The following is a 26,392-nucleotide window of genomic DNA, read 5'->3' as shown; positions in this document are numbered from 1 at the left end:
AGCAATCGCCTTAATCACAACGATTAACGACGTTGAATGCATCGGATTGTCCGAAAATGCGTTGCAAAGTTACTAAAAATAATCTGTATTCAACACCTTTCTCCTTTATTTTTTGTAATTTTGCAAGCAGTAAATTTAGCGTACTTTTAAGGTTAATCAATGCAGGACATTCGTAATATTGCAGTTATCGCACACGTGGACCATGGTAAAACAACCTTGGTGGATAAAATGATGCTTGCTGGAAAACTGTTCCGTGAGGGTCAGGATAACAGCAGCACGGTATTGGATTCCAATGACTTGGAACGTGAGAGAGGGATAACCATTCTGTCGAAGAATGTGTCAATCAGTTGGAAAGGGACAAAAATAAACATACTCGACACGCCGGGCCACTCTGATTTTGGTGGTGAGGTGGAGCGCGTGCTCAACATGGCTGATGGTTGTTTGCTTCTTGTGGACGCTTTCGAAGGGCCTATGCCGCAGACGCGTTTCGTACTTCAAAAAGCTCTTCAGATAGGTCTTAAGCCCATCGTGGTGGTTAACAAGGTGGATAAACCCAATTGCAGGCCGGAACAAGTATACGAGATGGTCTTCGATTTAATGTGCGATTTGAACGCTACCGAAGATCAACTTGACTTCCCAGTGGTTTATGGATCTGCCAAGAATGGCTGGATGAGTGACGATTGGAAGAAACCAACTGATAACATAGAATATCTCTTGGACAAAATCGTGGAGTCTATTCCAGCTCCTAAACACATTGATGGCACGCCACAAATGCTTATCACTTCTCTTGACTATAGCAACTATACGGGCCGTATCGCGGTAGGCCGCGTACATCGTGGCGTGCTTAAAGATGGAATGAACATTACTATTTGCCATCGCGATGGAACAACCGAAAAGACCAAGATAAAGGAACTTCATACTTTTGAGGGAATAGGACACAAACGCACAAAAGAGGTTGAAAGTGGAGACATTTGCGCCGTGGTAGGGTTGGAACGTTTTGAGATTGGTGACACTATCGCTGATTATGAAAATCCCGAGGCGTTGCCTCCGATAGCCGTGGACGAGCCAACGATGAGTATGTTGTTTACGATTAACGACTCTCCTTTCTTTGGGAAGGAAGGCAAATACTGCACCTCTCGTCAAATCGGAGACCGTTTAAAAAACGAGTTGGAGAAAAACTTGGCCTTGCGAGTGAGCCAGATGGAGGACTCTACAGACAAGTGGATAGTGAGTGGTCGAGGCGTGCTGCACCTCTCTGTATTGGTCGAAACCATGCGCCGCGAGGGCTTTGAGTTACAAGTTGGGCAACCGCAAGTGATTTACAAGGAGATAGATGGTGTGAGATGTGAGCCCGTGGAAGAGCTTGATATCAATGTGCCGCAAGACTATTCCAGTAAAATGGTCGACATGGTGACACGTCGCAAGGGAGAGCTTACGAGCATGGATCCAGAGGGTGATCGCGTCAATATCACGTTTGACATACCCTCGCGTGGCATCATTGGCTTGCGCACCAATGTGCTTACAGCCAGTCAGGGCGAGGCCATTATGGCCCATCGGTTTAAGGAGTATCAGCCGTACAAGGGCGACATAGTGCGTCGTATTAATGGTTCTATGGTAGCCATGGAGACAGGAACGGCGTTCGCTTATTCCATAGATAAATTGCAAGATCGTGGCAAATTCTTCATAGACCCGGGCGAGGAGGTTTACGGAGGCCAGGTGGTTGGAGAGCATGTGCACGACAATGACCTTGTAGTAAATGTCACGAAAGCCAAGCAGCTCACCAACGTTCGCGCTTCAGGTTCGGATGACAAGGCGCGTATCATTCCAAAAGTGGTGATGAGTTTGGAGGAATGTTTGGAATATATCAAGGAGGATGAGTATGTGGAGGTGACGCCTAAGAGTATGCGTATGCGAAAGATTATACTCGACCACTTGGAGCGTAAACGCTCAAACAAGGAATGATGGAATATTTAAATCCATGATTTTACACTTACGTCTCGTAAGTATAAACACAGACTTTTATTATCATTTATTTTGAATTTAGTTAATTCGGGCTTGTCTGGCGCATGCTGGACAAGCCCGTTTGTTTATTCGTAATGGCTCATCAGTTCTTGCTCCCGCCGCTTGGCATCTTTTAAAAAGGCTTGGTACTCTTCGCTGTCTGGATTGAAAGGCTTGTGCGCCAACGCGTCTTTGATGGGTCTCCATGCTTTTATGAAATTGACAGTGGCTTCTGAAAAAAAAGTTTCCGCCATGCGCTCATAGATGTAGTCGACCGCTTGCTCGGTGGGATGGAGCATGTCAGGGGCGTAGAAACGGTAGTCGCGCAATTCGTCGTCTACTATTTCGTAGGCGGGAAAGTAGGTCGCACGCCATGTTTCCGCATCATGGTTTGGGGTGGCAGGACTATCCAAGAGTTTGTCTATGGCGAGCAAAAGTGTGGCTTTTGACACCCTACTGCCGTGGTAGCCATATTTCTTGTAGCGTATGGGACTTACTGTCAACACAAATCTCACAAGCGGAAACTGTTGGTGGATGCATCGAATGGCTTTGCGCAGATAGTCTTCGCACTCCCCAACACCAAGCGTTCGCTCCTCGAAAAGGCATTGAGGCCTCTTGCGACAATTGTCCACAATTTCTCCCGTCTCTTTGAGTATGTACACGTGGTTGGTGCCGAGGGTAAAAACGGCCGTGCCTGTTTTGTTCGGGTCGAAGGGCATAAGACGCTCGTCGCAAAGTCTCTCCACGGTATGTAGAACGCTCGCCGGATTATACATCACGCCGTATGGGTTCACCGTGGCGCGAAATTTGTTCTCCTGAAAACGCTTGCCCATGTTGTCGGCAAAACACGAACCTACGAACAACATTCGCTCTCGTGGCTCTATTTTCCATTCGTTTGGTGTTATTTCTACTTTTGTCCTAAACTCCATTTCTTTTGTGTTTCCACGCGCGTTATGGTTTCTTGTGTCGTATGAGCCACCTTGTCGGTCCTATGCTTTTGCCCCTTTCTTGCGTTTTTTCCATTCCACGAGCAACCCAATGGCGATGAGAAGCAACAATATGCCGTACGAAGTGTAGGCTACGGCCTCTGTCTTTCGTATGGAGGCTGGGTGGAAACTCATTGTCACTTCGTGCTTGCCGGGCTTAACGCTCATGGCTCTCAGCACGTAGTTCACCCGTCCCAATTCCGCGGGTTGGTTGTCCACGGTGACGGTCCAGCCGGGATAATATATCTCTGAGAATACTATCACGCCTCCTTTTTCGGAGTTCACCTCGTAATTAAGGGCGTTGGGCTCGTAGGCCTTGAGCGTGACAATGGAGGTGCCTTGCTGTGGCTTGGCTCGCCCGAGTTGGCTCTCAAATGCCTTGTCGGCCACGGCCTCGTGTTTCAGGTTGATTTTGCCCACGGTCTCGATTTCCTCGTTTGCGTTGTCCACGTAGGTCAGTTTGTCCACGAACCATGCGTTTCCTGCCGCGTATGGGTTCTGTATTGGCACAGTCTGTCCGTTCTGAAGGCCGAGTATAAAGTATTTGGCGTTGAGCATGTTGATTACAGGATAGATGGAGTCTCCGTCCACTTTGGTCATGTCTCCATCCGCATTGGTGATGGCGGGCGCTATTTTTTGCATTTCCGGTGCGATGTAGGCCTCTATCATTTCTTGGTATCTGCGCAGTTTAGCCGGGTGGTAACCGCCGATGCTTTTGTGATAATAAGACGTCTCGTTCTCGTTGAAAGTATTCGACGCAAGGTTCAGCACGCGATAGTCCAACGCCTTGTCACGTAAAATTTGCCTGTCGGTGGCCGTCATGGGTTGTGGCGTGTCGCGTACGCTCTTTTCCACGAACATGTCGTCGTATAGATAGCGTTTGTTTACCTGCCACATGTCCACAAGGCACAGCAGGGCGATGCAGCTCACCAATAACTTGCCGTTCAGTTTTTTCGCCTTGAAGAGTAGCAGCAGCAGGGTGCCCACCGCCACGATGGCAAACGACCGTAGTGCGTCTGCCTTGAAAATGGCCTCGCGCATGGTTGCCAAGTTTGTTTTCAGCGGAACGAGGTATTCTTGTGGTATCTGCGACAGGGCTTGGGACTCCGCGCTCGATATATAGTTAGGGAAAAAGAGTGTTGGCGCCAAATAGAACAGTAACGCCACGCCACCGGTAAGGGCAAAACTCGTGTATACCCACTTCATGTTTTGGGCGAGTGTTTCGGGTTTGTCGATGATTTTTTTCAGTGCCATCATTGCTAATAGTGGTATCGTAAACTCAGCTATGACAAGTATGGAGGCTACGGTCCTGAATTTGGCGTACATGGGCATGTAGTCTATAAAGAGATTGGTGAGCCACATGAAGTTACGCCCCCAAGACAGCGTGATGGATATGATAGTGGCCGCCAGCAGCGCCCATTTCATGGGACCCTTGACGATAAACAGCGCCAAGAAGAACAGCATGAGCACGAAGGCGCCCACGTATACGGGCCCACTGGTGCCGGGTTGCTCACCCCAGTATTGCCCCATCTGTTGATAAATCTGTATAAAATTGGGATCGGCTTTTTCCATGGCCTTGGCGTTTTGCGCCAGTGGCACGCTTGCCCCGCCTTTCACGTTGGGCACCAACAGGGTCCATGTCTCTCCTATGCCATAGCTCCATTGGGTGATATAGTCTCTATCAAGCCCGCTGCTTGTTTGGTTGGCCCCGTCTTTCTTCACCAATTCACTCTTGCCTCGCATGGTTTCTTTGGAGTATTGCCACGTGTGGTAAAGGTTTGACAGATTGAGGCATATACCTATCAATCCGCCTGCCAGGGCCACCAAGGACGCTTTCCAAAAACGCGCCATCTGTCCTTGTCGGATAGCCATGACGAGCCAGGCAATGACCATTAAGAAAATGACGAACAGGTAATAGTATGTCATCTGCACGTGGTTGGCGTTCACCTCAAAAGCGGCGAAGATTGCCGTGACGACAAATCCCCACAAGTATTTGCCTCGATAGGCCAGCGCCATGCCGCCTATCATGGGCGGCAAGAAGGCCAACGCCCATACTTTCCAAATGTGTCCGGCTGCAATGATAATGAAGAAATAGCTTGAAAACGCCCATACGATGGCGCCAAGCGCCGCCAGATGCTGCCTGAAATCAAAAGCCCTCAACATGATATAGAAGCCCAAAAGATACGCGAACACGTACCACACATAGTCGGGCAACCACAAGTGGTACAGGTTGGAGGCCTTGTTCAGTATGTCGGTGCTCTTGTATGATGGCGATGTTTGGTATGTGGGCATGCCACTGAAGGTGGCGTTTGTCCATCGGGTGCGCTCTCCCGTTCGTTCCATGTATTCCTTGGCTTCTTGCCCAGCGCCCCTGCCCGCCGATGAGTCGTGCTGGTACAGTATGCGCCCCTCAAACGTGGCGGGTGTGAAATAGGCGAACGAGATGATGGCAAACAAGAGCACTGCCATCAAGTCTGGCAGACATTTTTTCAAGGTTTCCATAAGTATGGTGTGTGCATTAATTATTGATGTCACAAAGGTATATATTTTTTACTGAATAGTTAAAAGTTAATCGTTAAAAGTAAGGAACGCTTCATTTTTTGTAAATTTGCGGTATGAATAGAATTGGAATTATCGTTGCGATGGACAAAGAGTTCGCGCAACTTAGGACATTGCTTGATGACGCACATGTGGAGCGCCGTCGTTTCAAGGATTTTGTTGTTGGCAAACTGGATGGCGCGGACGTTATCTTGCAGCAATGTGGCATCGGAAAAGTCAACTCGGCCATTGGTGCCGTTGAGATGATAGATGGCTACCGTCCTGACCTTGTCATCTCCACGGGTGTCGCTGGTGGAGCCAGCGTGGAGCTAAATCCGCTCGACGTTGTGGTGGGCGAGGCCTGTGTCTATCATGACGCCTATTGTGGCAGCGAGGTGGAGTATGGCCAAATTATGGGTATGCCCGCCCGGTACAAGTCGCCCAAGGAGTTGGTGGAAAAGGCTTTGTCGCTTAACACCGGCAAATCGGCTGTACGGGTGAGGGCTGGCCTGACCGTGAGCGGTGAATGGTTTGTGGACGACAAGGAGAAGATGCGCGCCATACTGGGGCGATTTCCTGAAGCCCTGGCCGTAGACATGGAGAGCTGTTCCATCGCGCAGGCATGCCATATCTACCAAACGCCGTTCATATCATTTCGCGTTATCAGCGACGTACCACTAAAAGACGACAAGGCGGCGCAATATTTTGACTTCTGGAACCGCATGGCAGAGGGGAGCTTCGAGGTTACCAAAGCCTTTCTTCGCGCCATCCTGTAAATCTTAGGGATATAATAACAACTAAACCATACTATCATGAAAAAAATTCCATCGTTTACGATAAATCACGAGAAACTCTTGCGGGGCATCTATGTTTCGCGCAAGGATGAGGTTGGTGGCGAGGTGGTCACCACTTTTGACATTCGCATGAAAGAACCTAACCGCGAGCCCGTGTTGCACAATGGCGCCATCCATGCCATGGAACATTTGGCCGCAACCTACCTCAGAAACGATCCTGAATGGAAAGAGAGGGTCATCTATTGGGGCCCTATGGGGTGTCTGACGGGCAACTATCTGTTGCTTCGCGGCGACTTGGAGTCGCGCGATATTGTAGACTTGATGAAACGCACGTTTCGTTTCGTGGCCGATTACGAGGGGGATATACCTGGCGCCGGGCCTCGCGATTGTGGTAACTACCTGCTCCATGACCTGCCTATGGCCAAGTGGGAGTCGCGCAAATTCCTCACCGAAGTGCTCGAGAACATCAAGCCCGAGAACCTCGTTTATCCAGAGTGACAGGGCCGGCAGGTATCGCCCCGTTGGTCTGGGTGGCGCTGAATGTGTTAGCTTGTGAAGGGCGATGGCGTGCCTTTGCCCTTGCCGATTGTTGCCGCGCGGTGGTCGCGCGCGCTCTTTCGCAAGCGTTGGCGGGTAATTTCAACGTTTTGAAAAAAAAGTACAAACGCCCCTTTATTTTAGCCATATTTGAAAATTATAAGTAGATTGCTCCAAATATCGCCAAAATGGGCCGTGTTTCTTAATCGGCTATAAAACAGATTGTTGTGGAGATACGGCAGAAAACGCGCACGGAGAATACAGCTTCGCCTTCGCGTTTAAGGCCTATTCGCGTTCCGATTAGGCTCTAATCACGCTCCGTTTAAGCCTTGTTCATGTCGCGTTTCGAGCCTATACGCCACGCCATTAGATACCTAACGCATGGTGACGCATGGGCAAATCGTCCGCGTTTGGCGCTTGAGGGCTATGGTTCTCTGCTAAAAACATTCTAAAACAAGCGTTTTGCAAGTAACTTTTTTTGGTATTTTTTCTTGAATATGCGGCGTCTTTCGTGGCGTGTCCATGTGTTTGCGTTTGGGGCGGCATGGATCAAGCGTTAAGCGTTGGCGTGGTCTTGTCCGCTTTGATAGATGGTGGGTTACAAATTCGTCAAGTCGAATTTGTAGCCAACGGATACTGTCACGCCCCTGTTTTTGCATTTTTTGTCAAGCGATCCTTTGTACAGATTGGTTAGCCCGAACGAGTATCGCGCGTCCAACACCACGTTTTGACGCTCGTAAGAGACACCTATCGGAACGCTTATGTCTGTTTTTTCTACAAATTTGTTCTCCGCGTTCATCACGTCCACATTCCTTGCGTAGGTGTAGCTTCCATCCTCGCCAATGGTTACCGAGGTCTCCTCAGAGTGCATGGTGTTGCTTAACAAGAAAGCCACTCGCGCGCCAACGTTGATGGCCAAGCCCTTGGCCACGTAGAGATGAGCCATAACAGGCATGCCGAGATAGTTCAAGTGGAAGTAGTTGTTCTTAAAAGCGATGTGCTTACCGGCTGTAGCTTGTGTCAGGTCGGTGTCGTCGTATCGGCAGCCCATGCGCTCATAGTATGCGCCGACGGAGAAAGCCAAGGTTGCGGTGGCTTGGTAGCGCGCGTCAGCTCCGGCCCAAAGGCCCACCTTGGTTTTGCCTTTGCTTAAGTTGCCAGGAAGTCCCAAGCCCATCGATTCGTTTGAGATGTTGGAAAAAATGGTGCCCACTCTTGGCGTGATGGACAGGGTCCTTACTTCGCTTTGGGCGCGCGATGCCACGACTGCGCTGGTGATGGCAAGGGTAAAAAAGAGTTTTTTCATTGTCATTGGATGGGCAAGAAATGCCTTTGTTGTTTTCTAAAAAACGCTGTTCGCCAATTATTATTATCCGATTAGATGTATTTTGTTTGTTGGTGTTTATCTTTTTATTAACTTTGCAGTAGGTTTTCATATAGAGACAATGACATATACCATTGAAAAGACAGCCACCTTGATAGGCGCTCGCCGCTATGGCTGCCATGAGTCAAAAATAGGTTTTCTGCTCACCGACAGTCGGTCGCTCTGCTTTCCGGAGGAGACTCTGTTCTTCGCCTTGAAGTCGAGGCGCAACGACGGCCATCGTTACATACCCGAGTTGTATCGCCGGGGAGTGAGAAATTTTGTGGTGACAGACGTTCCAGCCAACTACGCCGCTGATTATCCCGCCGCCAATTTCTTGAGGGTGGTGAGCGCGCTCGAAGCGTTGCAGCGCTTGGCGGAGCGCCATCGTGACGCATTTGACATACCCATCGTGGGCATCACGGGGTCCAATGGCAAAACGATGGTGAAAGAATGGCTCCATCAGCTCATGTCGCCCGACATGTATGTCACCCGCAGCCCGCGCAGCTACAACTCGCAGATAGGCGTGCCACTGTCGGTGTGGCTGATGAATGAGCGCACGCGCTTGGGCATCTTTGAGGCAGGCATCAGCCAAAAAGGCGAGATGGCGGCCTTGCGAGACATTATCCAGCCCACGATAGCCGTGCTTACGAACATTGGCGCGGCCCATCAGGAAAACTTCGAGTCGATGGAGGCCAAGTGCCGCGAGAAGGTGTTGCTGTTCCACGATGCCGATACCATCGTTTACAACGCTGACGACCGGATGATAAGCGAGGTGGTGGGCGAACTTGCCTATACTGGCGAGAAACTTTGCTGGTCAACGCGCGACAATAGCGTTTCCATGTACGTCAAAAGCATTGCGAAAGAGGGCAACGCCACCACCGTGACCTATATATATAAAGGTGGCGAGGAAAACAAGTACAGCATACCTTTTATCGACGAAGCCTCTGTGACCAACTCCATCGTGTGCGCGGCTGTGGCTTTGCGGCTCGGCCTTGGCGTCGACGCGCTCAAAGAGCGCATGTCGCGGCTCGAGCCCGTGGCCATGCGATTGGAAGTGAAAGAGGGAAGGCACGGTTGCACGCTCATCAACGACTCGTACAACTCGGACATCAACGCCCTTGGCATAGCCCTCGACTTCATGAATCGCCGCCCCGATCACAAGGGCAGGTCGCGCACGCTGATATTGAGCGATATTTTTCAAAGTGGCGAGGAGCCTGAGAAACTGTACGAGAATGTGGGCGACTTGGCCGTGAAGCGCGGCGTGCACAAGCTCATAGGCATAGGCCCAACGATATCGAGATACGCCGCGCGCGCTCGCACGCCAGAGAAATATGGTTTTGCCACGGTGGAGGATTTTATCCATAGTAAGGAGTTTAAAAATCTGCGCGACGAGGTGATATTGCTCAAGGGCGCTCGCCAATTTGGCTTCGACAAGATAACAGAACTGCTTGTACAGAAAGTGCATGAGACGGTGTTGGAGGTGAACCTGAACGCCATGGTGGACAACCTGAACCACTATCGGTCGTTCTTGAGACCCGAGACCAAGATGGTATGCATGATTAAGGCCAACGCTTACGGCGCCGGCAGCGTGGAGATAGCCAAGACGTTGCAAGACCACAGGGTGGACTATTTGGCCGTGGCCGTGGCCGATGAGGGCGCCATGTTGCGCGGCAAGGGCATCACGAACAGCATCATCATCATGAACCCGGAGTTCTCCGCTTTCAAAACCATGTTTGACAACGACTTGGAACCAGAGGTGTACTCGTTCCGATTGCTCTCTGCCCTGGTCAAGGCCGCGGAGAAAGAAGGCATCACGGGTTATCCCGTGCACATCAAGATAGACACCGGTATGAACCGATTGGGCTTCAACCCAGAGCGCGACATGGATGAGTTAATAGACCGCCTGAAACACCAAGACGCCGTGATACCGCGGTCGGTGTTCTCGCATTTTGTCGGTTCGGATAGCAATGACTTTGACAATTTCTCGGCAGAGCAATTTGCTCGTTTCGACAAGGCGAGCCAACGGCTGCAAGAAGCGTTTGAGCACAAGATACTGCGGCATATGGACAATTCGGCTGGCATAGAGCATTTTCCTGACAGACAGTTGGACATGTGCCGTTTGGGCATAGGCCTTTATGGCGTGGATAGCCGCACCAACACCATCATCAACAACGTGTCCACGCTTAAGACCACCATCTTACAGCTACGGCACGTGCCCGCGAGCCAGACCGTTGGGTACAGCCGTAAGGGAACGCTGGAACGCGACAGCGTTATCGCTGCCATACCTATAGGTTATGCCGACGGGCTGAATAGGCGGTTGGGCAATCGTCGAGGCTACTGCTTGGTGAACGGCCAAAAGGCTGAGTACGTGGGCAATATCTGCATGGACGTGGCTATGGTGGACGTGACCGGCATCGCGTGCGCCGAGGGAGACAGCGTGGAGATATTCGGAGACCACCTGCCCGTAACGGTGCTAAGCGACATTTTGGGCACCATTCCCTACGAGGTGCTCACGGGAATAAGCAATAGGGTGAAGCGCGTTTACTTCCAAGATTGAGGTTTCGAGAAAATATTTCCTCTGCCCTAAAATTATATGGCAACGTGCATGTTTGTTATAGCGGAACAGAGATAACCTCTTGCGTGGAACGCTGTTTTTGTTTATTTTTAGGGTTCGAAACATGTATACATGCAAATAGTTACTTTAAAGGCGCAGATTTACGATTTTATTTTGTAAATTTGCGTTTAGCTTTTAAAATACAATCTATTAAAATAATTTATGGAAAATGTTTTTAGTTATATCATCAGCTTGGGAGCAAGTGTGATGATGCCTATAATCTTCACGATTATCGGATTATGCATTGGCATGAAGTTTGGCAAGGCGTTAAAGTCGGGCCTATATGTAGGTGTCGGCTTTGTCGGCTTGGGTATAGTGACGGCTCTTCTAACGTCAAATTTTGGAGATCCGCTCACGCTTATATCGCAAATATACCATCTTGAGCTGAACGTGTTTGACATGGGATGGCCCGCGGCCGCGTCGGTGGCCTACAACACTGCTGTTGGCGCGCTGATTATCCCTATATGCTTGGGCGTGAACTTCCTGATGCTCATTACCAAAACCACGCGTACGGTCAACATAGACCTGTGGAACTATTGGCACTTTGCTTTTATTGGAGCCGTGGTGTACTTTGTGTTTGACCAAAGTTTGGCTTGGGGGTATTTTGCGGCTATAGTTTGCTACATCATCACACTGGTGATGGCCGACTTGACAGCTTCCAAATTCCAAGGCTACTATGAGGGTTTGGATGGCATATCAGTGCCACAGCCATTCTGCCAAAGTTTTGTTCCTTTCACGCTCTGCATGGACTGGGTGTTGGAAAAAATACCCGGTTTTAACAAATTGGATATTGACGCGGAGGGCCTTAAAAAGAAATTTGGAGTGCTCGGGGAACCGTTGGTACTTGGAGTTATCGTTGGGGCGCTCATCGGTTTGGTGGCCCAGATGGAGGTTAAAAAGATACTTTTCTTGGGCGTTACGATGGGAGCGGTGATGGAATTGATACCACGCATCACAAAACTGTTTATCGATGGCTTGATGCCAATATCCGAGAAAACCAAGGAAATCGTTAACAAGCGCTTCCATGGCAAGCAAGTGTTTATCGGCATGAGCCCTGCGTTGGTGATTGGTCATCCCACCTCCTTGGTGTGTACGCTGTTGCTCATCCCTACCTATCTCGCTATCTCGGTGGTTCTGCCGGGTAATCAGTTCTTGCCTTTGGCCTCATTGGCTGGTTTGTTCTATATCTTCCCAATCATGCTGCCTTACACCAAGGGCAATGTTGTGCGCACGTATATCATAGGTTTGGTGGCTCTGCTTGTGGGGCTTTGGTTTGTGACCGACATGGCGCCCGACTTTACCAAGGCTGCCGCCGCGGTATACGCCGCCACTGGTGACCAAGCCGCCCATGTGCCCGAGGGCTTTATGGCCGGTAGCATGGATTTTGCCAGCTCGCTCTTTGGGTATGTTATTTATGCCGCTACAAAATACGCTAAATTTATAGGGGCGGCAATCTTGGTAATCATAATGGTATGTATGATGCTTTGGAACCGTCGTCTTATCATCAAGGATGAAAAGACTGCGGCAGAGGCGTTGGCTTCCATGAATAAATAATTAATCACTAATCTGTAAAATAATGAAGAAGACACTATTTACAATCGCTTTTTGTTTGGTTGCCAGCTACGGCATGGCACAGTGCTGTTCTAAGGGTTATGAAGTGAAGGCCGAGAACGCGTACACGAATTATAATGTGCGTTGGGCCACTGGTCCAGAGGATGCTAAACACTACACTACGGATCGCTTGCGAAAGGAATACCTCGTTGAGAAAGTCTTTGCGCCGGGAGAGGTGAACTGGACTTATACATTCTATGACCGTTTCCTCATTGGTGGAGCGCAGCCTATGGCAACGCCACTTAAGTTGGTGTCGATAGAACCGCTCTACGTGGACATTAGCAAAGGAACAAGCGGGCGCACGCTTTTGGATAACCGCGAGCTTGGTATCATTAATATTGGGGGTGATGGTACGGTTACCGTGGACGGAAAACGGTATGACCTTGGTTTCCAAGAGGCCCTGTACATTGGCCGTGGTGCCAAGGACATTGTTGTGGCAAGCAAGAACGTGGCTGAGCCTGCCAAGTTTTATATGAACTCGGCAACCGCACACACCACTTACCCCACGAAAAAGGTGACGCTGAGAGATGCCAATAATATCAAAGCCGGTAGCTTGAAAGAAAGCAACGATCGCGTGATACACCAACTCATCATTGATGGCGTTGCGGGTGTTCGTACATGCCAGTTGCAAATGGGTGTTACTGAACTTAAAGAAGGCTCAGTGTGGAACACCATGCCCGCGCACACGCACACTCGTCGTATGGAAGCTTACCTGTATTACAAGGTGCCTAAGGGACAAAAAATTCTTCATGTGATGGGTGAGCCGCAAGAGACGCGTCCGATGTGGATCAATAACGAGCAGGCGGTTATCTCTCCGCAATGGAGCATACATTGCGCAGCCGGAACTTCCAATTATACTTTTATTTGGGGCATGTGCGGTGAGAATCTTGTTTACACGGATATGCAAGTAGTTGCCATTCCTGATTTGCAATAAAACAAGAAGAATAATGCTTAAAAATCTCTGCTAAACAAATAAAGAAATGCCCAACTTCTGATGGTTCATCTGTGGTTTGCCATGCTTGGCGACCACGATGAACTATTTAGACCATGCACACTGGATGGAGATGGGGAAGGCTAAGATGCTTCGTAGGATGGATATGAATGAAGCTGTTAGCTCCATAATACAAACCAATCGCAGTTGAATAACTGGCTGGTATTGTTTAAAAAATTTGTTTATAACGTAGCTTTGGCTTGCAAGTAAATTTCCTTGCCGTACGAAATGAATACGGGTGAGGTGATTTTTTTATAAGCAATGTAAAATTGGAGATAATTTTTTTAGAGACGTTTTTTCTCTTAAGGTAAGAAACCTTGGCTTTTAAGGGTGCTTATAAAGGTCTCTGACATGGCTTCGTTATCTTTTTTAGTATATCGCATGTCGGTGTAAACCTGCGCCAATGTCTCTTTATGATTGATTGCGACGAAATTTTTATTCTCCTCGAGCGACTCTTTTTCGGCGTAGTAATCGTTGATTTTTTCAAGAGAATAATCTTTGTATTTTTCATGGTGAATGATGCTTTCCAAAGGCAATCGATCTGTTAATGATGGCATTTCGTCAGGCCAACCTAATGTGATTGTGGCCACGGGAAATACTAATTTGGGTAGTTGTAAAGTGTCAATGATCATTTGTGGCATGTAGACGGTAGTGCCAAGAAAACATGTGCCAAGTCCTTTCTCTTCGGCTATATTGCAGAATGTTTGGCAATATAACAAGGCGTCGGTGGCCGCGTTCATAAAGCTCAGAAAATTATTATAACCTGGTTGCGCTTTTCTTTCATTGGCCCAGCGAGTGGTTCGGTTGAAATCGGCACAGAAAGTGAGTATTACGGGTGCAGCTTTTACCATGGGCTGGTTGAAGTGAGCAGGTGATAATTTCTCTTTCATCTTGCTGTCTCGGGTTATCACTACGCTGTAAAGTTGGAGATTGCCCATAGTGGGAGTGCGCTCAGAAAGTGTTAACATTTCGTGGAGCAACGTGTCAGGAATTTCCCTTTTAGAATATTTGCGAATGGTTCTACGCTCTTTTAAGTTTTTCATTTTGGAAAGTTTTAGTTGATGCAAAGATATAAAAATTATATATAAAGGTAATACTTCTGCGATTTTAATCTTTAAAAGTTATTCTTTTTTCATTTTTCTTTTGTAGCTTTGCAATATATATGATGTTGATATAATATTTACTATATATCTGATGGAAAATCAAAAAATTTATTCATACGACGAGGCTTTCGAGGCCTCTCTTATGTATTTTGGCGGTGATGAACTCGCTGCTCGTGTATGGGTGAACAAATATGCCATGAAGGATAGTTTTGGCAATATTTTTGAGAAAACACCCGAGCAAATGCATTGGCGTATTGCCAACGAGATAGCTCGTATCGAAAAAAAGTATAAAAATCCGTTAAGCGCACAAGAAGTGTTCGACTTGCTGGACCATTTCCGCTATGTTATCCCGGCAGGAAGCCCGATGACAGGTATTGGCAATAATCATCAAGTGGCCTCGCTGAGCAATTGCTTCGTAATTGGACTTGATGGAGATGCCGATAGCTATGGTGCCATTATGAAAATAGACGAAGAGCAAGTGCAACTCATGAAACGTCGCGGCGGAGTGGGGCATGACCTCAGTCACATACGCCCAAAAGGTAGTCCTGTGAACAACTCTGCGCTTACTTCCACGGGGCTTGTGCCTTTCATGGAACGCTATAGCAATTCCACTCGAGAGGTGGCGCAAGATGGACGCCGTGGCGCTTTGATGTTGTCGGTGAGCATTAAGCATCCAGATTCGGAAGCGTTCATAGACGCCAAGATGACCGAGGGCAAAGTGACAGGTGCTAATGTAAGCGTTAAAATAGACGATGAGTTTATGGAAGCTGCCGTCAGTGACAAACCATACGAGCAGCAATTTCCTATCAAAGGCAATGAACCTGAGGTACGAAAAGAAATCTCAGCACGTAAGTTGTGGGAGAAAATAGTGCACAACGCATGGAAAAGCGCAGAGCCGGGAGTGCTGTTTTGGGATACCATCGAGCGTGAGAGTATACCTGATTGTTACGCCGATATGGGTTTCCGCACGGTCAGCACAAACCCTTGTGGTGAGATACCACTGTGCCCTTACGACAGCTGTAGGTTGTTAAGTCTAAACCTGTACAGCTATGTTGACAAGCCCTTTACCAAGGAGGCGCGGTTTGATTATGACAAATTCGCCAAACATGTACAGTTGGCTCAGCGTATCATGGATGATATTGTCGACCTTGAAATGGAAAAAATCGACATGATCATGGCTAAGATAAAAAAGGACCCACAAAGTCAGGAGGTGAAAGCTACCGAGTACCATCTTTGGGAAAAGATACAGCATAAGAGTGGGCTTGGACGCCGTACGGGCGTGGGTATCACGGCCGAAGGAGATATGGTGGCAGCCATGGGGCTGCGCTATGGCACTCAAGAAGCCACGGATTTCTCTGTGAATGTACACAAAACTTTAGCTCTGAACGCTTACCGTTCGTCTGTGGACATGGCGCGTGAGCGTGGTAAATTTGAGATTTACGATGCCGAAAGAGAGAAAAACAATCCTTTTGTGAACCGCTTGAAAGCTGCGGACCCAAAGCTTTACGAGGACATGACAAAATATGGTAGGCGCAATATCGCATGCCTAACCATTGCTCCAACGGGCACCACTTCGCTCATGACACAGACTACGAGCGGCATTGAGCCAGTGTTTATGCCAGTCTACAAGCGTCGCCGCAAGGTCAACCCGGGCGATACTGACGTACATGTGGACTTCGTCGACGAGGTGGGCGACTCTTTCGAGGAGTACATAGTTTACCATCAAAAGTTCCTCACGTGGATGGAAATGAATGGAATTGACACTTCCAAGAAGTATTCACAAGAAGAGATAGACGCCCTCGTGGCACGCTCACCGTATCATAAGGCCACTGCCAATGATGTGGATTGGCTCATGAAAGTGCGTATGCAGGGAGCCGTTCAAAAGTGGGTAGACCATAGCATATCGGTTACGGTGAACCTTCCTAACGACGTAGACGAAACATTGGTAAACAATCTTTATGTTGAGGCTTGGCGCTCGGGCTGCAAGGGATGTACCATTTATAGGGATGGAAGTAGGTCTGGAGTGATGATCGCTGCATCAAAAAAAGACAAGAAAAAAGATGAACATCGAGAGGCACCAGCACCTATTACAGTTCCAATTCCAAGTCTCCCACTTGTTCAGGAGGTTCGTCCCAAGGTGTTAGATTGCGACGTTGTGCGCTTCCAAAACAACAAAGACAAATGGGTTGCGTTTGTCGGCCTGCTTGATGGGTATCCTTATGAGATCTTCACTGGCTTGCAAGACGATGACGAGGGCATTGTATTGCCCAAGTCTGTTGTCAAGGGAAAAATTATCAAGCAAACCTGCGAGGATGGCACTCATCGTTACGATTTCCAGTTTGAGAATAAGCGTGGCTACAAGACTACGGTAGAAGGGCTCAGCTCTAAGTTTAATCCAGAGTATTGGAATTACGCCAAATTAATATCTGGCGTGTTACGGTACCGTATGCCAATAGGCCATGTTATCAAACTCGTTGGCTCTTTGCAACTCAAGGACGAGAGCATTAATACATGGAAGAATGGCGTTGAGCGTGCCCTAAAAAAATATGTCGTGGATGGCACCAATGCACCGGGACAAACATGCCCGGTATGTGGACAGGAAACACTTGTGTACCAAGAAGGATGCCTCATCTGTACCAATTGTGGCGCAAGCCGTTGTGGATAGAACGTGTACATGCTAAAAGACAGTTATATTTATATTCAAAACCTGCGTTTCCACGCTTATCATGGCGTGGATGCGCAGGAACAATTAACGGGCAATGACTATGTCTTAAACTTGCGTTTGCAAGTTGATTTAGAGCGCCCGATGGTCTCCGATGATGTCGCTGACACCGTGAACTATGCGCAAGTTTATGACATAGTGCGGCGCGAAATGGGTATTCCCTCAAAGCTTTTAGAACATGTTGCGCGGCGAATTGGTGAGCGTATTTTCTGTCGTTGGCCAGAAGTGGTCTCGCTTTTGTTGCGTTTAACCAAGCTTAATCCGCCCATGGGAGCCGATTGTGACGGTGCTGGAGTGGAATTATATTTAATAAATGATAAAACCCAAAGATAGAATTGGGTTTTGAAATAGTTTTTCATTACATTTGCAAAATACTTTTTTCACTATGCTCAAGAGGCTATTTGTTTGTTTGATAACACTGATGACGTTTACGCCAATGTGTTTGGGGGCTAATGGCAAGTTCAAACTTGTCATAGACGCTGGGCATGGCGGCAAGGACTGGGGAGCCCCGGGAGCTGTGTCTCATGAAAAAAACCTTACCTTAAAGTATGCTCTGGCTCTTGGCAGCATGATTGAACGCAACTGTCCAGACGTGCGCGTTTCGTACACACGCAAGACGGATGAGTTCGTGCCTCTAAAGAAAAGGGCGGAGTTTGCCAATAAAAAGGGAGCGGATCTTTTTATATCTGTGCATATCAATGCGGTCACGGGCAATCGTGCGGTTAGCGGTTTTCAGAGTTATACATTAGGTAGAGGACAGAGAACTGGAGACGGGGGCATACTCGAAAACATTGATGTGGCCAAGCGAGAAAATGCAGTTATTTATTTGGAGGATAACTATAAAACGGTCTATAAGGGCTTTGATCCCAATTCTGTGGAAAGTGATATCATGTTTGAGTTTATCGCAGACAAGAATCGTGAGCGCAGCATTGAGTTGTCTCGGCTCATGCAGCGTGAAGTGTGCAAAGCCACGGGCCGTCGCGATGGCGGATCGCATCAAAACAATTTGGCGGTTTTACGGCTAACCTCTATGCCTGCCGTACTGCTCGAGTTGGGCTTTATCTCCACCCCGGAAGAAGAAAACTTCTTGAATTCTGATGCTGGGCTTGATAGCTATGTTAAGGGTATGTACAATGCGTTCGTTCATTATAAGAATAAGTATGACGACAATATCAATGTGCCTTACCGTACAGGCAAGGCTGCCGGCAGGGCTAAAACCGTGCCAGTAGATCCACCAGCTCCTGCCAAACAATCCATAGAGCCACGCCCTTCACAACCCACGCAGCCTGTTGACGCCCCTACACTTTCATCCCCCCAAACGTCAGGCACACGTCCAAAGACTGCCGGGAGTGGGCAAAAGGCATCTAAAGCATCCATTTCGCCAACATCCACAACCCAATCCAAGCCTGTTTTCAAGATCCAAATTTTTGCCAGTAAATTTACGTTGAAAGCTGATGACACCAACTTTAAAGGGCTTAAGGATTGCGAGTTTTATGAAGACGGCGGGTTCAATAAATACACCTATGGTGCAAGTAACAATTATAATGAGATATACCGATTACGCAAGGAAATCCTCGACAAGTTTCCAGAATGTTTTATCATCGCTTTCAAAGATGGCAAGAGAATGAATGTCAATCAGGCCATAGAAGAGTTCAAAGCCAACCGTTAACATATCATTGAAAAATATTACGTATGAAATTTTTTACAAACGAGGTTAAGATTGCCACCGTAGCCATAGTTGGTGTGGTACTGTTATTTTTCGGAATCAACTTCATGAAAGGCCATTCCGTCTTTTCAGACAATAACACGTACTATATCCGCTTTGCAGATATTAGTGGGCTTTCAAACTCCAACCCAATCTATGCCAATGGCTTTAAGGTAGGATTAGTTGATGGTATTAGTTACGATTACGATGGAGGGCAAGGGGTAATTGTCGCTTTGGATGTAAACAAAAATCTCAAAATACCCCACGGTTCCAAAGCGGTGATATCGAGTGATCTAATGGGAAATGTGAAGATGAACCTTCTTCTGGCTGATCCCGCCAATGGAATTTGTCAGCCCGGCGATACACTTTCAGGCTCTTTAGAAGTTGGGTTGCAAGAGGCTGTGGCCCAATTGATGCCAGCCATCAAGCAGCTTATCCCAAAAGCCGATAGCATTTTGACGAGTGTTAACACGCTTATGGCCGACCCTGCTATCGCAAAATCGTTGCACAATGTGCAGCGTGTTTCGGCCGAACTAACTACCACTACAGCAAGCCTAAACAGGTTGATAACCAATCTCAACACACGCATGCCAGGGATTATGAACAAAACAGAGATGGCCATCGGCAAGGCCAACACTACCCTTGACAACACATCTCAAATAACAGCCAACTTGGCAGCAATAGACATTGAGGGCACGATGAGCAAGGTGAACAACACACTTGACAATGTACAAAACATCACAGCCAAGATGAATAGCAAACATAGCACGTTAGGACTTCTGCTTAGCGACCCAACGCTATACAATAATCTCAATTCCACATTGATGAGCGCAGACTCCTTGGTCACCAACTTCAAGGCCCATCCTAAACGCTATATACACTTTTCGATATTTGGAAGAAGGGATAAATAAAAAAGATTTATCCAGTGCTAATATAAAATCAGTCTAAATAGACGTTCCTTATGTTTCACGCTCTTTGATACAATCTGAAGTTGTGTGTACTGACAAGGAACGTCTTTTATATTCGTATGTTTCACGTAATGGAATTGTAATATGTACGATTTGGGATATAATCTTCATTATCAAAATGTTATATTCCTTTATGTTGTTTATTTTTAACACTTATGGTTAATCTTGGCTAATCTTCGTAATCTTAGTTAGTTACATCCCATTAGATACTAAACGGCTCTTTTATCGATTTGCCAATACGCAAAATCTTTGCTAAATTTGCAATTGCAATAAAGACTAAGAACTGTCTAAACAGACTACATGTCTCAATCCAAAGTTGCTAATGAAAGTAAGTCCTGACGCTCGCTGGGACAAAACACTTGCGCTTATCCGCAAGAATGTCACCGAGCAAGTATATAACTCTTGGTTCAAACGAATCCTTTTCGAGCACTTCGACGAAGCTCGAAAAATGATCCTTGTACAGGTACCCAGCCACTATGTGTATGAGTATTTGGAAGAAAACTTTGTGGATTTACTTGGCAAGTCTCTCACCCATTGTTTTGGAAAGGGGGTGGGATTGTCCTATCGAGTCGTTACCGATAAGGAGCATAACCTTTCCCAAGAGCTTGAGGCGGAACCCTCGACGGGGATGGAAAAACCACGCAATCGCGTGGGAGCGAACCAGTCTCCGACCATTCTTGACGCTGCCCGCCCTCAAGAAATAGACTCCCAGCTCAATCCTCATCTCACTTTTTCCAATTATATTGAGGGCGACAGCAATAAGTTGCCACGATCCGTCGGACTGTCCATTGCGGAGCATCCCAATACGATGCAGTTCAACCCTATGTTCATCTACGGACCGTCGGGATGTGGCAAGACGCATCTTATTAACGCAATCGGTCTGCATACCAAGCAGCTTTATCCGCAAAAACGAGTGCTCTATATCAGCGCACGATTGTTTCAAGTGCAGTTCTCCAATGCGATGTTGAAAAATAGTATAAACGATTTCATCGCATTTTACCAAACGATAGACATGCTCATCGTGGACGACATACAGGAGTGGATGACAGCGGTGAAGACGCAAGAAACGTTCTTTCACATTTTCAACCACCTCTTTCGTAACGGCAAGCGCATCATCTTGGCCTCGGATCGTCCACCCATTGAGCTCAAGACCATGCCCGACAGGTTGCTCACGCGTTTCTCATGCGGCCTGATTGCGGAACTTGAAAAGCCTAACAAACAGCTTTGTATAGACATTCTCAAGAGCAAGATACGCCGCGATGGACTTAATATTCCGAGCGACGTAATACATTTTATAGCAGAAACCGCCAGTGGAAGTGTGCGAGATTTACAAGGTGTTATCAACTCGTTGATGGCATATTCCATTGTTTATAACAGTGATATCAACATGCGTTTGGCCGAGAGAGTCATCAAGCGTGCGGTCAAATTGGATGACGAGCCGCTTACTGTCGACGATATTTTGGACAAGGTTTGCGTGCACTTCAATGTCACCGCGGCGCAGGTAAACTCTCGTAGCCGTAAGCAAGACTATGTCAGGGCACGACAAGTCTCGATGTATTTAGCCCAAAAATACACAAAAATGCCAGCTGGACGAATCGGTAAATTAGTTGGAAACAGAGATCATTCCACCGTCATTCACAGTTGTGCGCAAGTACAGAGGCGCATGCAGGTGGACAAGGCCTTCGGTGCGGATGTAAGCGCTATAGAAAACTCTTTTAAGCTCAAGAGATAATAAGCAGGGAAACGCCGGTGGTGTTTCCCTGTTCCTTTTCGGCTTGGCTTATGCACAATCAGCTTTTCTTCATTCCATAAAAATGGCCTTGACCGTAATGGTCAAGGCCTCCGCTTTTTTTTATCTGGTTTAAAAATGTTGCTATCTCTTTAGAAATTTAGCTTGATATTGCCACCTGCCATGATCCAAATGCCTGGTTGTGGTACCGCGCCAATATCATAGTATCGATGGTTGGTGATATTGTCAGCCTTGACAAAAAGTTGCCACGTGGGCTCGCTCCATGTTAGCCTGCCGTCCAATTTTGCGTATGGATGGTAGCCGTTCATGCGTTGTTGCCAACGCAACGCCCACGATGCCGACAACTTTTTCACGATGGGGTGTGACAGTTCGGCCACAAATTTGTGTCGCAGGTACTCCAAGGCGTAGAGAGATTTGTATATCTTCTGCGTGGTTTCGTGGTTTTGGTGTATGAAGGCATAGCCAAGTTTCAGAAGTGTCGGCTCGCCGCCCACGTTGTGGATGAGCAGTTGCGACAGATTGAGGTTGGTCTCCACGTTGAACCCCATGTTGTCCAATTTGCCGATATTCAATGCGTGATATTTCTTGGATTCTTTCGTCTCGTACACCCAATCTATCATGTTCTCGCCTTTGCTGTAAAAAGCTGACGCCACGACGTTCAGACCATTGGCGCGAAATCTTGAGCCAATTTTAAGCGTGGAGTTGCGTTCGGGCTTGAGGTTGAGGTCACCTTTTTGCGCCGGATTGTTGGTGTACAGATCGGTGTAGGTGGGCACTCGCAACGACTTGTTCCAACTGGCGTAGAACTTCCAATGGTCGTTGGGTCTGTAGCTCAAGTCCACTCCGGGATAAAACCTGAAGTCATTGTCCAATCCCGTGTTCTTGTTGGCCATGATTCCGGCCGATATGGTTAATCCGCCCAATATGATGTTGTGCTCGGCAAAAAGGCTCGTGTTGGTTCGAACGCCCTTGCGTGCGTATGACCGCTCGGTGTCTTTGATGCGTTGCCACTCGCTCTCGGGCAGGTGTTCGCCGTATGCGGTTGAGAGTATCAGCTCTTTGCTGATATCCGCACCGATGGCCGACCGCCCAGCTGCCCAGTCAAAATTCATGTTGAGCGCCGCGCCGTATACGTCCACACGGTGATAGTTCTCGCCTGCCTTGGCACCCACCTTGCCTTTTATGAGCTGGAAGTGATCGTAATCACGGTGACCATAAAGGCGAGGTACGATCTCGAGGCGTGACAGATACTTGCTGTCATTTCCGGCAAAAGGCTTTATGTTCATGCCCAGCGAACCCATCAAACGAGTCGTCTCCTCGTATTGGTTCGGAAATTTGGGCGAGTAAAAAGTGTTGGCGCCGTAGTCTTTGGTGACAAATCCTGCCTGCCAATTCAGGTTTATGTTTTTGGCAGACATGAAACCTTGGTAGAAAGCGCGCCCTTTCTTGAAATCAGCGTTGTCTGTACCTCCATCACTGCGCGTGTATCCTCCGGAGAGCTGGTGGCTCGTGGAGAGAGTACCTCGCTTGTTGCCCAGTCCTGCCACGGTCAAGCCAGCGTCTGCCCCGAGGCTTCCGAAGGAGCCCCCCTCGATCTTGGCTCGAACGTTGCTTCGCGCGTCAGGGGTGGTTACGATGTTGATGGCGCCGCTGAAAGCAGAGACGCCAAACACCTTGGCCGAGGCGCCCTCAAGCACTTCTATGCGCTCTATGTCTGACAAAGAGATTGGGAAATCGGCCGCATTGTGTCCAGTTTGTGGACTTGTTAACGCAACTCCGTTAAGCAAAATGGCGATCTGGTCGAACGTTCCGCCGTTGATAGAGATGTCCGTCTGTACGCCAAATCCACCGCGTTGACGGACATCTACGCCTGTGGATAGTTTGAGAATGTCGTTGAGGGTCTGTGCCTGCGCACGATGAATGTCGTCGCGCGTGATGACCTTCACAATCTGGGCCGACTGTATGGCAGTCAGCGGCGCTCGTGAGCCTGTAATCAGTACTTCGTCTATGCGCTGCTCTCCAACATTGGCAGTGTCTGCCTCAACCATCGAGGGTACCTCCAAGCCATTGGCTTTGGCGTGCGAAAGCGTGGCAACGCTCAGCACGCTTATGAGCACCTCTTTGCCCAATGCGGCAAAAAGGCTGTAGCCCTTGCGGTTGAACTGTTTGAAGACGAGCGCGGAGCGCTTGTTAAACATTTGTTTTTTCATAAATCGGTGCAAAATTACTATTTTTTGAGTTAAACCGTGTTTTTTTATGAATTTTCTTCAAAGGTAATCACTGTTTGTTCTTTTTTTTCAAATATAAGTAATGGCAGGATTGTCAACAAAAGGTCATAAAATAGGAGTTATCTTTTTGACCAAACAGCAAAAAAATATTTGTTGTTTGGTCTTTTCCTGCTGTCAAAGGTTGCTTTAAAAGATTAAATAAATCTGGAATTTATATTTTGCGGCGATGATTAGTGCTTAATGGCATCTTGTTTAGACACTATACGCATGGCGAATGATGGCTAAACGCACGCCGTTTAGGGCTTAATCGCAAGACGAATAAGGTCTAATCGCAGGCTCGAAAAGTCACGCCAACAACATGGATAATGATTTTTTGCAGTAAGATATTGATTTGTTGGCAATTGCGCAAAAGGTTTGTTTTTATAGAATTTCAAATAAAAAGCCCTTGCTTTGCTATTTGGAGTTGTCTGAAATGCTTTTTGTTTGATTTTTTCAGAAAGGTAGATATGCCTGATAGACGATTTTTTTCAATTTGCGTGAGTGCCATGCCCAAAAGTTTGGTATGGCACTCACGCATGTCTTAAACATCCACTTGGAATGTTGCTTGCTAATATTATAATACGGTATACATATATGTCGCCACTTCTTCCCAAACCTCGTCCATCTTTTTTTTCTTGTGGAGCGGTATGTCGCATCTCTCACAGAAGTGTTTCAACAGGTTGTATGTCTTGTCTCCGGCGGTTTCAATTTCCTCAGGTTTCTTGCCGATGTCGCATATTGTCTCACCCAGCTTATTGAGCATCTCTTTAGCGTCGATATTGATGTCTTTGCCCATGATGGGGATGGCATAGCCATCTTCTTTGCCTACAACCAGTAGCAAGTGGGGATATATTGGTGTAGAATGCTGGTCTGTTAATGCTGGTTGGTGCATATGCAACATGCGGCAGCACAATGGTTGGTCTTTGGGCAGTTTCTTGATGCGGTGCGCCATGATGTCATTGTCAAATTGAACTACAGGATATTCCTCATCCTCGAAAGCTGGAAGTTGGGTGGTACTCCATTCATATTGCTCCTCGCCTGTGGAAATAAGCATTGGCACTGTTTTGCCGCCACGGTAGTCGGGATAGTCGCCTTCGGGGCCAAAGCCCACGTTTTCAGACGGATGTTCGATCATGTACGATGCCAGAAACACGGTGGCTCGCATGGCCTCGGTTAAGTTTTGGGCGTCTTGCTTGTCGGTTATGCGCCAAGGAGCATGGTTTGGTTTATACTTTATGAAATTGGGCCAGCCGTTTTTTCGTGGTATGGTTTGGTTGGTTCGTTGCGAGAATTCCCTGATGCGTTTCTTGTCGTTAGCCTCTATGTCTTTGGCCGCATCGAACGAACATACTATATAGTTCAACAACGTGATGTTCTCGAGAAATTCGTAGTGTGGTTCTTTTTTAATCGTTAGGCTTCGTAGGAAACTTGAGAATTGCTTTCGCCCAACGTACAGGCCAAGTCCATGCATGATGCCAGCCTCACCCATGACAGAGCAATAGCCTGTCTCTCCACATGATAGTTTCACGGCAAAGACATTATAATCGCCCAATACATTCCAAGGTTCTTGTTTTCTGAACGCAAACGCAGCTTGAAGCATGTCGTCCGTGAGGATGTTTTTTCCCATTTTTGTTTTATTTTTTTATGACGTTGGCATGGTGCATTTTGACTTACGGGGAACTGTGTGCGCAGATATGCTCATTTGTAAAAATACGCATTGTTTGGTGAAAACAATGCGTATTGGGCAATAAACTTTCGTTTATTTTTTTTTATTTCATTTTGCGCCACTGCTCTCTAACGGTTGAGTGCATGTGCGTTATGCTTCGCGGTGAGCTTGCATGTCGCGCCGCCATTTAAGATAACCGAAGATGGCTATTGCTACGTACAGGCCGTAGAGTGAAGCTTTGAATGGTATGTCCTTGTAGAAATAGAGTGCGCAAGTCACCACGTCCACCACTATCCATATGAGCCATTGCTCAAGATATTTGCGCGCCAACGCCCATATTCCGACGAAACTTAAGGCCGTGGTGAAGGCGTCGGCCACTGGTACGGTGGACCCTATCTGCGTGAGCCAATACCACAATATGAGCCAAATGGCGAGGGTGCCGAGTGTCCACGGCAAGATAAGGTTGCGCTTGAAGTGGGTGATGGGCAACTGTTCGCCTTGCCGCTGATGTTTCTTTTTGCCGAATTTCCAAGTCCAAAAACCGTAGATGGTCATCGCGATGTAATAAAACTCCATGGCACAGTCGGCATAAAGCCCTTTCTCGTAATAGAGCACGATGTCTAATGCTTGCATCACGAAACCCACGATCCAAAGCCAAATGGAAGCCTTGTATTCCAGCAGGATGTAGGCTAAGCCGAGAATGGTGGTGGTGATGTCGAGCCAATGTGCCATGAAAAAGGTGAACCAAGGGTCGGAGTGGGTGTAAATGTCGA

General features: G+C 47.7%; 18 protein-coding genes. 11 read left to right on the top strand and 7 right to left on the bottom strand.

Annotated features, from left to right (window positions below):
- Positions 1–159 precede the first annotated feature (159 nt).
- Positions 160–1,962 carry a translational GTPase TypA gene (gene typA, locus C7379_RS08355; protein WP_116616902.1) on the top strand — a complete coding sequence of 601 codons (1,803 nt, stop codon included), beginning with the start codon at positions 160–162 and terminating at the stop codon, positions 1,960–1,962.
- Positions 1,963–2,087: 125 nt separating this feature from the next.
- On the opposite strand, the gene C7379_RS08350 is transcribed toward typA, so the two are convergent.
- Positions 2,088–2,930, bottom strand: coding sequence for a GSCFA domain-containing protein (locus tag C7379_RS08350; RefSeq protein ID WP_116616901.1), 843 nt, complete (start codon positions 2,928–2,930; stop codon positions 2,088–2,090).
- Positions 2,931–2,990: 60 nt separating this feature from the next.
- Positions 2,991–5,489 carry a YfhO family protein gene (locus C7379_RS08345; protein ID WP_116616900.1) on the bottom strand — a complete coding sequence of 833 codons (2,499 nt, stop codon included), beginning with the start codon at positions 5,487–5,489 and terminating at the stop codon, positions 2,991–2,993.
- 113 nt (positions 5,490–5,602) lie between these two features.
- On the opposite strand from C7379_RS08345, the gene C7379_RS08340 reads away from it, so the two are divergent.
- Positions 5,603–6,301: a 5'-methylthioadenosine/adenosylhomocysteine nucleosidase gene (locus tag C7379_RS08340; protein ID WP_116616899.1), complete on the top strand. Its 699-nt coding sequence runs from the start codon at positions 5,603–5,605 to the stop codon at positions 6,299–6,301.
- A 36-nt stretch (positions 6,302–6,337) separates the two neighbouring features.
- Positions 6,338–6,817, top strand: coding sequence for an S-ribosylhomocysteine lyase (locus C7379_RS08335; RefSeq protein ID WP_116616898.1), 480 nt, complete (start codon positions 6,338–6,340; stop codon positions 6,815–6,817).
- Between the two features lie 637 nt (positions 6,818–7,454).
- Here the strand turns inward: C7379_RS08335 and C7379_RS08325 are convergent.
- The gene (locus tag C7379_RS08325; RefSeq protein WP_165815050.1) at positions 7,455–8,162 is read right to left on the bottom strand and encodes a porin family protein; all 708 of its coding nucleotides are present in this window, start codon (positions 8,160–8,162) and stop codon (positions 7,455–7,457) included.
- Between the two features lie 139 nt (positions 8,163–8,301).
- Here C7379_RS08325 and C7379_RS08320 point away from each other — a divergent pair, with 139 nt between their 5' ends.
- The 3 genes from C7379_RS08320 (at position 8,302) to kduI (ending at position 13,381) form a co-directional block, all read left to right on the top strand.
- Positions 8,302–10,779: a bifunctional UDP-N-acetylmuramoyl-tripeptide:D-alanyl-D-alanine ligase/alanine racemase gene (locus C7379_RS08320; RefSeq protein ID WP_116616895.1), complete on the top strand. Its 2,478-nt coding sequence runs from the start codon at positions 8,302–8,304 to the stop codon at positions 10,777–10,779.
- Between the two features lie 219 nt (positions 10,780–10,998).
- Entirely contained in the window at positions 10,999–12,390 is a 1,392-nt protein-coding gene (locus C7379_RS08315) for a PTS galactitol transporter subunit IIC (RefSeq protein WP_116616894.1), read from the top strand.
- 22 nt (positions 12,391–12,412) lie between these two features.
- Complete coding sequence (gene kduI / locus C7379_RS08310) at positions 12,413–13,381, top strand: 5-dehydro-4-deoxy-D-glucuronate isomerase (RefSeq protein WP_116616893.1); 969 nt, start codon at positions 12,413–12,415, stop codon at positions 13,379–13,381.
- Between the two features lie 359 nt (positions 13,382–13,740).
- Here kduI and C7379_RS08305 read toward each other — a convergent pair whose 3' ends face one another.
- Entirely contained in the window at positions 13,741–14,481 is a 741-nt protein-coding gene (locus C7379_RS08305) for a nitroreductase family protein (protein ID WP_116616892.1), read from the bottom strand.
- Positions 14,482–14,632: 151 nt separating this feature from the next.
- Between C7379_RS08305 and C7379_RS08300 the strand changes: the two genes are divergently transcribed.
- The 5 genes from C7379_RS08300 to dnaA all read left to right on the top strand — a co-directional run bounded on the left by C7379_RS08300 (position 14,633) and on the right by dnaA (position 21,668).
- The gene (locus C7379_RS08300) at positions 14,633–17,206 is read left to right on the top strand and encodes an adenosylcobalamin-dependent ribonucleoside-diphosphate reductase (RefSeq protein WP_116616891.1); all 2,574 of its coding nucleotides are present in this window, start codon (positions 14,633–14,635) and stop codon (positions 17,204–17,206) included.
- A 9-nt stretch (positions 17,207–17,215) separates the two neighbouring features.
- The gene (gene folB / locus C7379_RS08295) at positions 17,216–17,596 is read left to right on the top strand and encodes a dihydroneopterin aldolase (RefSeq protein WP_165815049.1); all 381 of its coding nucleotides are present in this window, start codon (positions 17,216–17,218) and stop codon (positions 17,594–17,596) included.
- Between the two features lie 52 nt (positions 17,597–17,648).
- Positions 17,649–18,932: an N-acetylmuramoyl-L-alanine amidase family protein gene (locus tag C7379_RS08290; protein WP_116616889.1), complete on the top strand. Its 1,284-nt coding sequence runs from the start codon at positions 17,649–17,651 to the stop codon at positions 18,930–18,932.
- A gap of 23 nt (positions 18,933–18,955) precedes the next feature.
- Positions 18,956–19,879, top strand: coding sequence for an MlaD family protein (locus tag C7379_RS08285; RefSeq protein ID WP_116616888.1), 924 nt, complete (start codon positions 18,956–18,958; stop codon positions 19,877–19,879).
- A gap of 379 nt (positions 19,880–20,258) precedes the next feature.
- Positions 20,259–21,668 (top strand): chromosomal replication initiator protein DnaA, encoded by a 1,410-nt coding sequence (dnaA, locus tag C7379_RS08280; protein ID WP_116616887.1) that lies wholly within the window; start codon positions 20,259–20,261, stop codon positions 21,666–21,668.
- A 149-nt stretch (positions 21,669–21,817) separates the two neighbouring features.
- On the opposite strand, the gene C7379_RS08275 is transcribed toward dnaA, so the two are convergent.
- The 3 genes from C7379_RS08275 to pnuC form a co-directional block, all read right to left on the bottom strand.
- Positions 21,818–23,896, bottom strand: a complete 2,079-nt coding sequence (locus C7379_RS08275; protein WP_116616886.1) for a TonB-dependent receptor plug domain-containing protein — start codon at positions 23,894–23,896, stop codon at positions 21,818–21,820.
- A 631-nt stretch (positions 23,897–24,527) separates the two neighbouring features.
- Complete coding sequence (locus C7379_RS08270) at positions 24,528–25,580, bottom strand: DUF7309 domain-containing protein (protein WP_116616885.1); 1,053 nt, start codon at positions 25,578–25,580, stop codon at positions 24,528–24,530.
- 189 nt (positions 25,581–25,769) lie between these two features.
- Positions 25,770–26,351 (bottom strand): nicotinamide riboside transporter PnuC, encoded by a 582-nt coding sequence (gene pnuC, locus C7379_RS08265; RefSeq protein WP_116616924.1) that lies wholly within the window; start codon positions 26,349–26,351, stop codon positions 25,770–25,772.
- Between the last annotated feature and the right edge of the window lie 41 nt (positions 26,352–26,392).

The organism is Hallella colorans, assembly GCF_003096815.1.
In the GTDB taxonomy this organism is placed as follows: domain Bacteria; phylum Bacteroidota; class Bacteroidia; order Bacteroidales; family Bacteroidaceae; genus Prevotella; species Prevotella colorans.
Note: the sequence above shows the minus strand (reverse complement) of the source record. Positions and strands in the feature narration are given on the sequence as shown.